The following is a 13,621-nucleotide window of genomic DNA, read 5'->3' as shown; positions in this document are numbered from 1 at the left end:
GTGACACATCACTTCTTCACATAGCAACACGCATGGCGAAAATTGTTGACACGCAACAGTAAATACCCGCACGACCCGGCATCGCATCGTGCGCGGCGGTGGTTCGATAGTTCAGATGCGCTCGCCGCCGGCGAGCTTGCCCGCCATGGCGTCCAGACCGAGCATCGCCAATAGCGACATACAGTCCGCGGCATTATGGGCATGACTTGCGACGGTGCGCGCGGCAATCGCGCTTTGCCTGGCGGATTCGGCTCTTTCGGCCGCCCGCGCCTCGGCGAACTCACCCGGTTCGTGAAGCGGGGCGATATCGGCGGGTAAGACGCTGATATCCGAACTGCCGATATCCCGGCTCTCTGGAGGACGACGATGGCTGTCGAGAGACATGGGACTCCTTCGGGTTGCCCGCAGCCTATCGCCCCCGCCCGCGTGCCGCAGCAGGAACTCGACGAACAATTCCGTCCGTCAGCAAGCGGCGTCACCAGCACCTTTTCAGCAATCGGGCAAACACGATCAAAACCGCGCCCTACGGTACGAGCAATTGCCGCACCACATTGTCGGCCAGCAGCCGACCGCGATCGGTCAGGACGAGACGGTCGCCGTTCCGGACGGCGAGACCGTCGGCTATAACGCGTTCCGCCGCCGCGGCCTCGGCGGAATCGAGCTCGGGCAGCGGTAGGCCGGTGCGCAGGCGCACCGCGAGCATCACGCGTTCGGTGTGCCGCTCGTCGGGGGTGAGCGCCTCCCACCCCGCGGCGGGCAATCCGCCCTCGGCGACCCGATCCGCATAGCGCGCAGGGTGTTTCACGTTCCACCAGCGCACGCCGCCGAGGTGGCTGTGCGCACCCGGCCCGGCGCCGAGCCAGTCGCCGCCGTCCCAGTAACCCAGATTGTGCCGACAGCGGGCGGAATCGCCCGCGGCCCAATTGGACACCTCGTACCAGGCGAATCCGGCCGCGGTGAGGCGGGCGTCGATGCGTTCGTAGCGGGCAGCCAGCACATCGTCGTCCGGCGCCGGGAGTTCGCCGCGGCGCACCCGCCGGGCCAGCGCCGTGCCGTCCTCGACGATGAGCGAATAGGCGGAGACGTGATCGACGCCCGCGCCGAGCACGGCATCGAGGCTGGCGTCCAGGTCCGCGTCGCGCTCGCCCGGCGTCCCGTAGATCAGATCGAGGTTGACGTGTTCGAATCCGGCCGCGCGCGCCTCCATCGCGGCCTCGACCGCCCGGCCCGGCGTATGTGTGCGATCCAGCACCCGCAGCACGTGCGCGGCGGCCGATTGCATACCCAGCGAAATCCTGGTGAATCCCGCGACACGCAGTCGATCGAAGAATTCCGGCCCGGTCGACTCCGGATTCGACTCGGTGGTCACCTCCGCGTCCGGCGCCAGGGTGAAGTTGGCGCGGACCGCGTCGAGCACCTCGGCCAGGCCGTCGCCGCCCAGCAGCGATGGTGTGCCGCCGCCGACGAAGACCGTCGCCACCGGCGGTGTCGGCGTCGGTAGCGCGCCGAATCGCGCCGCCGCGGCCGCCAACTCCCCTTTCAGCGCCTCCAACCACGACCGCGGCGAGGCCGAGGTGCCGAGTTCGCCCGCGGTGTAGGTGTTGAAGTCGCAGTATCCGCAGCGCGTCGCGCAGAACGGCACGTGCACGTACACACCGAACGCCCCACCCCCGAAATCGTGCAGTACGGGTGTCGTCGACTCGGCCTCCTGGCGAACTGCGGAATTCACCGTTCCAGTTTGACCGCCGCCCGTGCCCGACCCGACCGCGGGCCGGAACACCTGCCGTGATCTACAACTCGATGCCGGTGCGGTCGGAGTGCCGATGATCCGTAAATGATGCGTATCCCGGTTCACATCGCCCGAATCGGGCCGCGTATCGCCCCGCGACGGGACCGGCTGCTATGACTACCGTCACAGCGGCCCCTTACGGTCCAGGGCATTTCCCTCAAAAATCCGGAAAATATCGGACCGCCGTCGGAACCGCGCGGCTGACGTGGCACAATAAGGCTCATGCGCGCTTCGGAGGTACGACTGGTGGCACGTCGCCACGTCGATTACAAGCGCGTTTGCAGCGCCTGTTGTCTGCCCGGTTCCTCGCGGTAGTTCAGCGCGCCGTCTCCGGGTTCACCCGGCAATTCTTCGATATCGACGCATCATCGGTCCGCTGACACCGTAGGCGCGGCTCAGCCCGCCGCGCCCTCAGCACGGACGTATCACAACCCAGCAGGAGCGACCCCATGACGTCGAGCACCGACGCCGGTCCCATCGATCAGCCAACCCAGGGACAGCGAACGAAACCGGAACGTCCCGCGTCCGAGCGCCGCGTCCGGCCGGACCGTCCCCAGCCCGCCGCGGGCACCGCGCCCCGGGAACGCACCGGAAAGCCGGTCCGCCGTAAAGCCGAAGGCCAGTGGGCCCTCGGCTACCGGGAACCGCTCAACCCGAACGAGCAGTCCAAGAAGGACGACAACCCGCTCAACGTCCGGTCCCGCATCGAGAACATCTACGCCAAGAACGGCTTCGACTCGATCGACAAGGGCGACCTGCGCGGCCGCTTCCGCTGGTGGGGCCTCTACACCCAGCGCGAGCAGGGCTACGACGGCAGCTGGACCGGCGACGAGAACATCGATCTGCTCGAGGCGAAGTACTTCATGATGCGCATCCGCTGCGACGGCGGCGCGCTCGATGTCGGACAGCTGCGCGTCCTGGGCCAGATCTCCACCGAATTCGCCCGCGACACAGCCGATCTCAGCGATCGCGAGAACATCCAGTACCACTGGATCGAGATCGAGAACGTACCGGAGATCTGGCGGCGGATCGAGAACGTCGGGCTGAAAACCACCGAGGCGTGCGGCGATTGCCCACGCGTCGTGCTCGGGTCGCCGCTGGCCGGTGAATCCCTCGGCGAGGTGCTGGATCCGACGCCCGCGATCGACGAGATCGTGCGCCGCTACATCGGCAAGAAGGAATACTCCAACCTGCCGCGCAAGTTCAAGACCGCGATCTCCGGCCAGCAGGATGTGGTGCACGAGATCAACGACGTGGCATTCGTCGGCGTGAATCATCCGGAACACGGTCCGGGGCTTGATCTTTGGGTCGGCGGCGGCCTGTCGACCAATCCGATGCTCGCCCAGCGGGTGGGCGCCTGGGTGCCGCTCGACGAGGTGCCGGACGTCTGGGAAGCGGTCGTCGCGCTCTACCGCGACTACGGATACCGCCGCCTGCGCACCAAGGCTCGGCTCAAGTTCCTCGTAAAGGATTGGGGCATCGAGAAATTCCGCCAGGTGCTGGAGGACGAGTACCTGAAGCGGAAGCTGATCGACGGGCCCGCGCCGGAACAGCCCACCCGGCCGATCGATCATGTCGGCGTGCAGAAGCTCAGGAACGGGCTCAACGCCGTCGGCTTCTCCCCCATCGCCGGGCGCGTCTCCGGCACCATCCTGCAGAAGGTCGCCGACGCGGTGGAAAAGGTTGGCTCCGACCGCATTCGGTTCACGCCGTACCAGAAGTTGATCGTGCTCGACGTCGCCGACGACAAGGTCGACGAGCTCATCGCCGAGCTGGAACCGCTCGGGCTACAGGCGCGTCCATCGATCTGGCGGCGAAATCTGGTGGCGTGCAGCGGTATCGAGTTCTGCAAGCTTTCGTTCGTCGAGACCCGCAAGCGGTCGCAGGCGCTCGCCCCCGAACTGGAGGAGCGGCTGGCCGATATCAACGCGCAACTCGACGTGCCGATCACCATCAATATCAACGGTTGCCCGAATTCGTGCGCCCGCGCCCAGATCGCCGATATCGGCTTCAAGGGTCAGCTGGTGGACGACGGCAACGGGAATCAGGTGGAGGGTTTCCAGGTTCATCTCGGAGGCAGCCTCGGCTTCGACAGCGCGTTCGGCCGGAAGTTGCGCCAGCACAAGGTGACCAGCGCCGAACTCGGCGACTACATCGAGCGGCTGGTGCGCAACTTCATCAAGAACCGCGACGAGGGCGAACGGTTCGCGCAATGGGCAGTCCGCGCTGACGAGGCGGATCTGCGGTGATGACGACGACGTTCTCGGAGATCCCATCGCGATCTCACAGCGAACCCTCAGCTCACGGGTTTGTGCTGGAGTTACGAGCGGATCTCCACGGTAAGGAGCAGGCCGATGACTGAAGCAACGCTGGCGAAACTGGACGAGAGCGAACTGCGAGCAATCGCCGAGCGCGGTGCGGCCGAACTGGGCCCCGACGCCACCGCCACCGAACTGCTCGAATGGACCGACCGCACCTTCGGCACCGGCTATATCGTCGCATCGAATATGCAGGACGGTGTGCTCGTGCAGCTCGCGGCGCAGGTCCGCGCCGGAGTGGACGTGCTGTTCCTCGACACCGGCTACCACTTCGCCGAAACCATCGGCACCCGCGACGCGGTCGAGGCCGTCTACGGGGTGAACGTGGTCAACGTCCGACCGGAACACACTGTGGCCGAACAGGATCGGTTGCTGGGCAAGGATCTGTTCGCGCGCGACCCGAACGAATGCTGCCGCCTGCGCAAGGTGGTGCCGCTGCGGCGGTCGCTGTCCGGGTACAACGCGTGGGTCACCGGTATCCGCCGCGTCGAGGCGCCGACCCGGGCCAACGCACCGCTGATCTCGTTCGACGAGGCCTTCGGACTGGTGAAGATCAACCCGATCGCCGCCTGGTCCGACGACGAGATGCAGTCCTACATCGAACAGCACGGCATCCTCGTCAATCCTCTGGTGGAGGAGGGATATCCGTCCATCGGCTGCGCTCCGTGCACCCGGAAGCCGGAGCCGGGATCCGATCCGCGAAGCGGCCGCTGGGCCGGCCTCGCCAAGACCGAATGCGGGTTGCATCAATCATGACCGAAACCATCAGCGCACGTTCACTCGGAATCAGCGAATTCGACACGCTCGCCGCGCTCGAATCCGAATCCATCCACGTATTCCGTGAGGTGGCAGGCGAATTCGAGCGGCCGGTGATCCTCTTCTCCGGTGGCAAGGACTCGACGGTGCTGCTGCATCTGGCGTTGAAGGCGTTCTGGCCCGCGCCGCTGCCGTTCGCGCTGCTGCACGTCGACACCGGGCACAACCTGCCGGAGGTGCTCGAATTCCGGGACAGGATCGTCGAAAAGTACGGGCTGCGCCTGCATGTCGCCCGCGTCGAGGACTACCTCGCCGACGGGCGGCTCACCGAGCGCCCCGACGGCATCCGCAACCCGTTGCAGACCGTCCCGCTGCTGGACGCGATCGGTGAGCACCGCTTCGACGCCGTCTTCGGCGGCGGGCGCCGCGACGAGGAGCGGTCCCGGGCCAAGGAGCGAATCTTCTCGCTACGCAACGCATTCGGGCAGTGGGATCCGAAGCGGCAGCGGCCCGAGCTGTGGAACCTGTACAACGGGCGGCACGCGCCGGGTGAGCATGTGCGGGTCTTCCCGCTCAGCAACTGGACCGAGCTCGACATCTGGCGCTACATCGCCAGGGAGAACGTGGATCTCGCCAGCATCTACTACGCCCATCAGCGTCCGGTGTTCCAGCGCGACGGCATGTGGATGACGCCAGGCGTATGGGGTGGCCCGCGCGAGGACGAGACGTTGGAGGTCCGTTCGGTGCGCTACCGCACCGTCGGTGACGGATCATCCACCGGCGCAATACTTTCCGAGGCGGCGACGAATGAGGACATCCTCGCCGAGGTGGCGGCGTCCCGGCTCACCGAACGCGGCGCAACCCGCGGTGACGACCGGGTTTCCGAGGCCGCGATGGAAGATCGTAAGAGAGAAGGATATTTCTGATGGCCGACCTATTGCGGCTGGCTACCGCCGGTTCAGTCGACGACGGTAAGTCCACCCTGGTCGGGCGGCTGCTCTACGACACGAAATCCGTACTGGCCGACCAGATCGACGCCGTCACCCGCGCGTCGGTGGACAAGGGTCTCGCCACCCCGGATCTTTCACTGCTCGTCGACGGGTTGCGCGCCGAACGCGAGCAGGGCATCACCATCGATGTCGCCTACCGCTACTTCGCTACGCCCAAGCGGTCTTTCGTGCTCGCCGACACACCGGGGCATGTGCAGTACACCCGCAACACGGTGTCCGGCGCGTCCACCGCGCAACTGGTGATCCTGCTGGTCGACGCGCGCAAGGGCGTCGTCGAGCAGACGCGCAGGCATGCGGCGGTGCTGGCGCTGCTCGGGGTGCCGAAACTGGTGCTCGCGGTGAACAAGATCGACCTGGTGGACGACGCGGCCCAGGTGTTCGCCGATATCTCCGCCGAATTCGCCACGCTGACAAGCACACTCGGCTGGGCGCGCGAGGATGTGCTGGAGATTCCGGTGTCCGCGCTGCACGGCGACAATATCGCGTCGCGCTCCGCGAATACCCCGTACTACGACGGGCCCTCGCTCATCGAACACCTGGAATCCGTTCCGGTGGACGCGGATTCGGCGGGCAAACATGCGCTCGGCTTCCGCTTCCCCGTGCAGTACGTCATCCGGCCGCGCACCGCCGAATACCCGGACTACCGCGGTTACGCCGGACAGATCGCCGCCGGTTCGGTCTCGCCCGGTGACGAGATCGTGGTGCTTCCCTCGGGTATTCGCACCACCGTCGCCCGCGTCGACACTCCCGACGGTGAGCTGGCCGTCGCGCAGACCGGCCGCAGCGTCACCCTGCTGCTGACCGACGACGTCGACATCTCCCGCGGCGATATCCTCGCCTCCCCCGCCGACGCACCGGAACCGATCGACAGCTTCGACGCCACCGTCTGCTGGCTCGGCGACAAACCGCTGCGCCCCGGCGCTCGCCTGCTGCTCAAGCACGGCACCCGCACCACCCAGGCCATCGTCGGCGCGCTGCTGGAGCGCTTCGACGAACAGCGCCTCACCGCCGAACCCGCCCCGGAAACCCTGGCGCTCAACGATATCGGCCGCATCTCGATCCGCCTCGCCGAACCGATCGCCGCCGACGACTACCGGGTCAACCGCCATACCGGCAGCTTCCTCCTCATCGATCCCTCCGGCGGCAACACCCTCGCCGCCGGACTGGTCGGCGACGTGCTGACCGCCGTCGAGGTCGGCACCGGGGCCTGAGATGGACTGGGCGCCAATGTTTCCCGCTGCTTCCGGCGCCTTCGGCGCAGTACCATCGCGCTTCGATACGGCGCCGCGCCTCGGCACGGCTCAGCGCCCTGGGCTCGTGACTCCGAGGAACACCCTGGCACCGGTCGCCGCCGTGACGAAGCCCATCACATCACGGCCCGATGCGGCGGCATCCATCGACACGACCGAGGCGGCGACGGCAGGGGATGTTCCCGCGCTGATCGCCGTCGCACACGGCAGCCGGGATCCGCGGTCGGCGGCAACCATGGCGGCGGTGGTCGCCGATATCGCGGCGGCACGGCCGGGTATCGATGTGCGCCTCGCTTTCCTCGACCTGAACGCGCCCTCGGTCGACCAGGTTATCGATGCGGTTGCTGCGCAAGGACATACGCGTGCGGTGGTGGTACCGCTGCTGTTGGGCAGCGCATTCCACGCGCGAGTGGATCTCCCCGGGATACTCGACGCCGCCCGCTCCAGGCATCCGCTGCTGCGGCTGACGCAGGCCGATGTCCTGGGTCCCGATCCGCGGCTGGTGCGTGCGCTGCGCGACCGGGTAGTGGATATCATTGCCGCGCAACAACATTCGTATGGGCCCGAGACCGGCACGCCAGTCGACTCCGTCGGCCCGCGCGAAACCGATGCCAGGCCTCTCTTATCGGCAGCCCAGCCGATGCCCACTGAACTCGAACTGCTCGCAGCGGGGCACAGCGCCGGGAGCATCGGCGTGGCGGTCGCCGCCGTCGGCTCGTCATCGGCCGCCGCGAATGCCCGGACCGCCGCCGTCGCCCGCAGACTCGCCGCGATCACCGGCTGGCACACCGATATCTGCTTCGCGACCACCGAACCATCACTCCCCCAAGCCATTTCCCGCCTAACCACCCGAGGCGCCACCCACCTCCTGGTCGCCCCTTGGTTCCTGGCCCCCGGCCTACTCACCGACCGCCTACTCTCGGCCGCCCCGAACATCCCCCACGCCAACGCAATCGGCCCCCACCCCGCCCTAACCGAGATCGTCCTCGACCGCTATGCGGCGGCCATCCCCACCATCCTCGCCCGCACAGCCTGAGCCCAACGTTCCTGATTGGCGTTGCGCGTCAACGGGATCGGCAATGACCATGCGGGCCACACGTGAATTGAGAGTCCGGTCGCGCTTCGGTGGTGGTTTACTGGTGGGCCCACGTCATCAACTGTCGCGGGCCCACCGGTAACTTATCGCCGAGTCAGCGACGGGTTCGATGTGCCGTATTCGAGCGATCCACAGGCAGAGTAGCGGAAAATGGCCTAGGGGTCGGCGGTCGTTCGCAGCAGGGTTGACCGGTTCCCGTTCCCACGAGTGGTATGGGATGCATGTTCCCCGTGCGCATCTCGGCCGTGCTCATCGCGTTCGCCGCTGCCGTCGCGACGCCGCTCCCCGTCTCCGTCGACGTCGGCGCGCCCCAAGACCCCGCAGTCCTGGGCTTCGATCTGAACACGGCCACCATTCCCGACCTGCAGCAGCGGATGGACCACGGGCAGCTCACCTCGGTGCAGCTCACCCTGGCCTACCTGCACCGAATCGACGCCGTGGACGGCAAGATCCACTCCGTCATCTCCCGCAACCCGCTCGCCCTCGCCGAGGCCGCCGCCTCCGACGCGCGCCACTTGGCGGGCCGGGTGAACAGTCCGCTCGACGGAATTCCCGTGCTGCTCAAGGACAACATCGACACCCAGGTCCAGCCCGCCACGGCAGGCTCGCGCGCGCTGCCGCCATCCCGGCCCGCCGCTACCGCACCGCTGGCCGAACGACTCGAACGCGGCGGAGCGGTGATCCTGGGCAAGACCAACCTCTCCGAATGGGCCAACTTCCGATCCACGAAGTCGACCTCCGGATGGTCAGGGGTCGGCGGCCAAACCAACAACCCCTACGTGCTCGACCGGAATCCATGCGGCTCCTCGTCGGGTTCGGGCGCCGCCGTCGCGGCGACGCTGGCTCAGGTGGCAATCGGCACCGAGACCGACGGATCGATAGTCTGCCCCGCCGGGATCAACGATGTGGTCGGGCACAAGCCGACGCTGGGCCTGGTCAGCCGGACCGGCGTGGTACCGATCTCCGCCGAGCAGGACACCGCCGGCCCGATGGCCCGCCATGTCGTCGACACCGCCATCACACTCTCCATGCTGCAAGGGGCCGACGCCGCGGACCCCGCGACCACGGCGATCCCAGCGGACCAGCCGCAGGACTACGCCGCGCTACTGCGGCCAGATGCCTTGCGCGGCAGCCGGATCGGCGTCTGGCGAATGTCCGGTGCGGACATCGACGTGGACCGGGTGGTGCAGGACGCCGTACAGACGCTCACCGCGCAGGGCGCCACCGTCGTCGACGTCGACCTGCCCTACCAGGACACGATCGGTGCCAACGAGTTCCCGGCTCTGCTCACCGAATTCCGGCACGACCTCAACGCCTACCTCACGCACCGGCCGGGACATCCCGCCACCCTCGACGAGCTGATCACGTTCAACCGCAACGACTCGATCGAGCTGTCGAGGTTCGGGCAGGAGATCTTCGAAATGGCCGCCCAGGCACCGGATTCGACCGACCCGACCTACCGGCAGCAGCGGGCCACCGCGACCGACCTGGCCCGCCGGTCGATCGACGAAACCCTAGCGAAGTTCCACCTCGACGCCATCATGGCCCCCACCAACAGCCCCGCATGGAAGACCAACTACACCACCGGCGACACGATCGGGATCCAGTCCGCCACACCGGCAGCGGCGGCCGGGTACCCGAATATCTCGATACCAGCCGGGTTCGCCGGACCACTACCGATCGGAGTGTCGTTCTTCACCCAGCGGTGGGCCGATGCCCGGGTTCTGGCGTTCGCCGCCGCATTCGAGAATGCCGCTCCCGCTCGACGCGCGCCGGAATTCATCCCGACGATCGGGTAGCAGGAGCCAGCACGTCCGGGTACAGCCGCACCTCGTCTTCGAACCGCGCATTCGTTGTACGGGGTGCTCGGCTCGCAGACGGGACGCGAGGACCGCTTTTCAGCTTTGTGTGCGTACGTAATTCGGTGTGCGTGGGCAGGGGTGTCCCTCGACTACCCGCCCGCTGATGGCAGGTAGGGGGTGAGGGCGTGGGCCAGGTTGCTGATTGTCATGGATTGCAGCCAGACGCGGCCGGGGCCGGTGAGTTGGGCGAGGAAGAGGCCGTCGCCGCCGAAGAGGATGTTGCGGACGCCGCGGATGATGGTGATGTCGAAATCTACTGAGGCGTCGAACATTCCGATGTGGCCGGGGTGTACCCGCAGGGTTTCGCCGGGGGCGAGGGTGTAGGGCACTATCTCGCCCGAGAGTTCGATCCACGCGTTGCCCGAGCCGCTCAGCTTTTGCAGGGTGAAGCCGGCGCCGCCGAAGATGCCCGCGCCGAGCCGCCGCTGAAAGCTGAGCGCCAGGCGCACATCGGCGGTGGCGCAGAGAAATCCGTGCCGGTGCACCAGATATTCCCCGCCCGGCTGTAGGGCGACCGGAACGATATGGCCGGGCAATTTGGCCGCGAATGCCACTCGCCCAGGCATTTTCGCCGCGGTGTATTCGGTCATGAACAGGCCGCCGCCGCTGGCCGCCCGCCGCACCGCGCCGAACAAACTCGAGCTGGCCCCTTTGGTGGAGGTGTGCAACCGGATGGACTCCGTCATCCAGGACAGCTGTCCGGCCTCGGCATTGAGCCGGTCGCCCGGGTCCAGCGTGATCTCGAGCACCGGCATGACGCCACCGATGATCCTGGAGTCCATCTTCGTCCCCGTTCCCTCGGGCCACCGCGGATGTCCGCGATCTTACGCCCGCGCCGCGTACCCGTTCGGGCATGTCGAAGTAGCGTGTCCGGCAAAGAGTTTCAGGTCAGCAACCGATCGATGATGGCGCGCGCGGTGGCCACGCCCGGTTCGTCGCCCATCTGACGCGCGGTATTGGCCGCGGATACCACGGCGTCGAGTTCGAACGCGATCATGTCGGCGTCGCGGGCACCGAGCCGCCCCTGTTCCTGTGCGCGGCGAATCTCCTTGGCCAGCAACGTGAGCCAGTCGCGGTGGTCTTCGGCGATGACATCGCGGACCGGGCCGGGCCTGCTGTCGAATTCGGCGATGGTGGCGACGCGGAAACAGCCGCCGGGAAAGACCGGGCTGGTGATGTGCTCGAACCAGCCATCGATCAGCGCCCGCAGCCGAGGCAGCCCGCCCGGCTCGGACATGGCCGGGGCGACGACCTCCTCGATGAACACTTCCCTGGCCGCCTTCACCGCCGCCACCTGCAGCGCCTCCTTGCTGCCGAACAGGGTGGCGATACCGCTCTTGCTGATGCCGAGGTCGGTGGCGAGCCTGCCGATGGTCACCCCGTTCAACCCCTCGACCGAGGCGACGTCGACCGCGTGCCGGGCGATGGCGGCTCTGGCGCGGGCGCCCTTGGCCAGGCGCTGATCGGTTCCCTGCTGGTCGGAGGTGGTGTTCGGGGTGGTCACGGGTCCATTCTTCCATCTCCGCCTTGCATATACGAACGGTCGGTCGTAGTTTTCCCCGCCATCGCCCGCGACTATCCCGGCACGCCGACCGCCACCCTGACCTGGGTGGTCAGCGGTTACGCCGCGGCATTCGCGGCACTGCTCACCCCGGCGGGCCGCTTCGCCGACATATTCGGGCGGCGCAGGCTCTTCCTCATCGCACTCGCCGGATTCGCCCTCACCTCGCTGCTGTGCGGACTCGCGCCCGGCGCGGGTTGGCTGATCGCGGGCCGGGTGCTCCAGGGCGCGACCGCGGCGGCGCTGGTGCCATCCGCACTCGGGCTCGTGCTGAGCGTGACACCGCGCAAACGCATCGGCGCCGCCATCGGAACCTGGTCCGCCGCAGGCGGATTCGCCGCTGTCGTGGGTCCGGCGCTCGGTGGCGCGCTGGTCGACGTCTTCGGCTGGCGCGCCGTGTTCATGATCAATATTCCGGTCGCGTTACTGCTGATCGTGCCCGGGCTGCGGATCCCGGACGCACGTGGGTCCGCGGGCGCACTGCCCGATCCGCTCGGCACCGTCGCCGTGGCCGCCGGACTCGGCGCGGTGGTCGCGGGCGTCACCGAGGGCCAGCGCTGGGGCTGGACCGCTCCGGGCACGCTCACCGCGCTGATCCTCGGCGGGCTGATACTCCTTGCGGCACTTGCTCGTTCGACACGGCACCACAATCCTGCCATTGCCGTCGAGCTGTGGCGGAGCAGGCCGTACGCGCAGGCGAACGCGGTATTGTTCGTCTTCGGTGCGGCGATGTTCGCCTGGCTGCTCGCGGGACCGCTGTTCCTGGACGCGATCTGGCGGTATTCGGTGCTCGGTTCGGCCGCCGCGCTGACCGTCGGAGCCGTGTCGTCCATGGTGACCGCGACGCTGGCCGGGCGGGTCACCGGCCCCGCACCGCGCCGTTGGCTGGGAGTCGTTGGCGCACTGATGTTCTCGGCCACCGCAGGCTGGATGAGTTCCGATGCGTTCGGCACGATCCCCGCGCTGTGGTCGGCCTGGGTGCCCGCCGGGCTGATCGGCGGCGGCGGGGTCGGCATCGTGGTGACCGTGCTCGGTACCGCGGCCGCGAGTTCGCTTCCGCCGCAACGGTTCGCGGCCGGTATCGGAATGAATCTCACCGCTCGCCAGGTCGGCGGCGCGCTCGGAGTCGCCGTATCGGCCGCGATATTCGCGGCCAACGCGGACAATGCGCTGTCGGCCTTCCACACCTTGTTCGCCGTATGCGCCGGGATCTCCGTCGTCGCGGCCGCAGTACTGGCGATCCCCACCCACGCCGCGAACGAACCGGCCTGACAGGAGACATGGTGACAAGCAACGATATTCACACCGAGGCCGACGACCCGATGCTGCTGTCCACCGAAGCCGCCCGCCGCCTGCTCGGCGACGCACCGTGGCGGCGGTTCGCGGTACTCGGCGATTCCATCGCCCAGGGAGTGCGCGATCCCAGCCCGGGCTATCTGAACCTCGGCTGGGCCGACCGCGTCGCCGATATCCTCACCTCGATCGAACCCGCTGTGGCATACCGCAATACCGGCCGGCAGGGGGCGACCAGCGCACAGGTCGTCGCCGAACAGCTCGACGAGATCATCGAATTCCGGCCCGATCTGGTGCACATCGTCTGCGGCGGAAACGATTTGTTCACCGGCCACGGCAGCATCGCCGCCCTGCGCACCAATCTCGATACCCTCTTCGGCGCGCTGGCCCGGACGGGTGCGCAGCTGTCGACGTTCACCATGGCCGATGTTTGGGATCTCGAGCGGATGGCGCCGATGCGGCCGATGCGCGCGCCGATGGCCAGGGTGAACGAGGTCATTCGGGCGACGGCCGCGCGCTATGACGCTGTGCTGGTGGACTTCTGGGACCATCCGCTGCGGCTGCGCCCGGATCTGATGAGCGCGGATCTCATCCATTTCACCGCGAGCGGGCACGCGGTGGTGGCCGCCGAGGTGATTCGCGCGCTGGGTCGGCGCGTCTCCGCCCACTGAACGAAAAACGGGCCG

Annotated in this window: 13 protein-coding genes; 9 read left to right on the top strand and 4 right to left on the bottom strand. The window is 67.6% G+C overall.

Annotated elements, in window-relative coordinates; translation table 11 throughout:
• Positions 1-111 precede the first annotated feature (111 nt).
• Positions 112-384 (bottom strand): hypothetical protein, encoded by a 273-nt coding sequence (locus tag F5544_RS12285; protein WP_167471226.1) that lies wholly within the window; start codon positions 382-384, stop codon positions 112-114.
• A 139-nt stretch (positions 385-523) separates the two neighbouring features.
• Positions 524-1,684, bottom strand: coding sequence for a radical SAM family heme chaperone HemW (gene hemW, locus F5544_RS12280; protein ID WP_238847435.1), 1,161 nt, complete (start codon positions 1,682-1,684; stop codon positions 524-526).
• Positions 1,685-2,011: 327 nt separating this feature from the next.
• On the opposite strand from hemW, the gene F5544_RS47495 reads away from it, so the two are divergent.
• From F5544_RS47495 to F5544_RS12250, 7 genes are all read left to right on the top strand, one after another.
• Positions 2,012-2,104, top strand: a complete 93-nt coding sequence (locus F5544_RS47495) for an Ms4527A family Cys-rich leader peptide (RefSeq protein ID WP_428847136.1) — start codon at positions 2,012-2,014, stop codon at positions 2,102-2,104.
• Positions 2,105-2,238: 134 nt separating this feature from the next.
• On the top strand, positions 2,239-4,038 hold the full coding sequence (locus F5544_RS12275; protein WP_167473310.1) for a nitrite/sulfite reductase: 1,800 nt from the start codon (positions 2,239-2,241) through the stop codon (positions 4,036-4,038).
• Between the two features lie 105 nt (positions 4,039-4,143).
• Entirely contained in the window at positions 4,144-4,863 is a 720-nt protein-coding gene (locus F5544_RS12270; RefSeq protein WP_167473309.1) for a phosphoadenylyl-sulfate reductase, read from the top strand.
• Positions 4,842-5,789, top strand: coding sequence for a sulfate adenylyltransferase subunit CysD (gene cysD / locus F5544_RS12265; RefSeq protein WP_174867322.1), 948 nt, complete (start codon positions 4,842-4,844; stop codon positions 5,787-5,789). The genes F5544_RS12270 and cysD overlap by 22 nt, the downstream gene beginning before the upstream one ends.
• Positions 5,789-7,084 carry a sulfate adenylyltransferase subunit 1 gene (locus tag F5544_RS12260; protein ID WP_167473307.1) on the top strand — a complete coding sequence of 432 codons (1,296 nt, stop codon included), beginning with the start codon at positions 5,789-5,791 and terminating at the stop codon, positions 7,082-7,084. Before cysD ends, F5544_RS12260 begins: the two co-directional genes overlap by 1 nt.
• Before the next feature lie 184 nt (positions 7,085-7,268).
• Positions 7,269-8,159, top strand: a complete 891-nt coding sequence (locus tag F5544_RS12255) for a sirohydrochlorin chelatase (RefSeq protein WP_275107055.1) — start codon at positions 7,269-7,271, stop codon at positions 8,157-8,159.
• A gap of 281 nt (positions 8,160-8,440) precedes the next feature.
• Entirely contained in the window at positions 8,441-10,018 is a 1,578-nt protein-coding gene (locus tag F5544_RS12250; RefSeq protein WP_238847207.1) for an amidase, read from the top strand.
• Positions 10,019-10,170: 152 nt separating this feature from the next.
• On the opposite strand, the gene F5544_RS12245 is transcribed toward F5544_RS12250, so the two are convergent.
• Positions 10,171-10,863, bottom strand: coding sequence for a TIGR00266 family protein (locus tag F5544_RS12245; RefSeq protein ID WP_167473305.1), 693 nt, complete (start codon positions 10,861-10,863; stop codon positions 10,171-10,173).
• 101 nt (positions 10,864-10,964) lie between these two features.
• Complete coding sequence (locus F5544_RS12240; RefSeq protein WP_167473304.1) at positions 10,965-11,585, bottom strand: TetR/AcrR family transcriptional regulator; 621 nt, start codon at positions 11,583-11,585, stop codon at positions 10,965-10,967.
• On the opposite strand from F5544_RS12240, the gene F5544_RS12235 reads away from it, so the two are divergent.
• Together F5544_RS12235 and F5544_RS12230 are read left to right on the top strand one after the other, a co-directional pair.
• On the top strand, positions 11,496-12,914 hold the full coding sequence (locus F5544_RS12235; RefSeq protein WP_275107025.1) for an MFS transporter: 1,419 nt from the start codon (positions 11,496-11,498) through the stop codon (positions 12,912-12,914). The genes F5544_RS12240 and F5544_RS12235 overlap by 90 nt on opposite strands.
• An 8-nt stretch (positions 12,915-12,922) precedes the next feature.
• Complete coding sequence (locus F5544_RS12230) at positions 12,923-13,606, top strand: SGNH/GDSL hydrolase family protein (RefSeq protein WP_238847205.1); 684 nt, start codon at positions 12,923-12,925, stop codon at positions 13,604-13,606.
• The last annotated feature ends 15 nt before the right edge of the window (positions 13,607-13,621 follow it).

The organism is Nocardia arthritidis, assembly GCF_011801145.1.
Lineage (GTDB): Bacteria > Actinomycetota > Actinomycetes > Mycobacteriales > Mycobacteriaceae > Nocardia > Nocardia arthritidis_A.
Note: the sequence above shows the minus strand (reverse complement) of the source record. Positions and strands in the feature narration are given on the sequence as shown.

Coding starts and splice junctions, on each gene's coding strand:
- F5544_RS12285 (WP_167471226.1), bottom strand. CDS start 384: ATGTCTCTCGACAGCCATCGTCGTCCTCCAGAGAGCCGGGATATCGGC.
- F5544_RS47495 (WP_428847136.1), top strand. CDS start 2,012: ATGCGCGCTTCGGAGGTACGACTGGTGGCACGTCGCCACGTCGATTAC.
- F5544_RS12275 (WP_167473310.1), top strand. CDS start 2,239: ATGACGTCGAGCACCGACGCCGGTCCCATCGATCAGCCAACCCAGGGA.
- F5544_RS12270 (WP_167473309.1), top strand. CDS start 4,144: ATGACTGAAGCAACGCTGGCGAAACTGGACGAGAGCGAACTGCGAGCA.
- cysD (WP_174867322.1), top strand. CDS start 4,842: ATGCGGGTTGCATCAATCATGACCGAAACCATCAGCGCACGTTCACTC.
- F5544_RS12260 (WP_167473307.1), top strand. CDS start 5,789: ATGGCCGACCTATTGCGGCTGGCTACCGCCGGTTCAGTCGACGACGGT.
- F5544_RS12250 (WP_238847207.1), top strand. CDS start 8,441: ATGTTCCCCGTGCGCATCTCGGCCGTGCTCATCGCGTTCGCCGCTGCC.
- F5544_RS12245 (WP_167473305.1), bottom strand. CDS start 10,863: ATGGACTCCAGGATCATCGGTGGCGTCATGCCGGTGCTCGAGATCACG.
- F5544_RS12230 (WP_238847205.1), top strand. CDS start 12,923: ATGGTGACAAGCAACGATATTCACACCGAGGCCGACGACCCGATGCTG.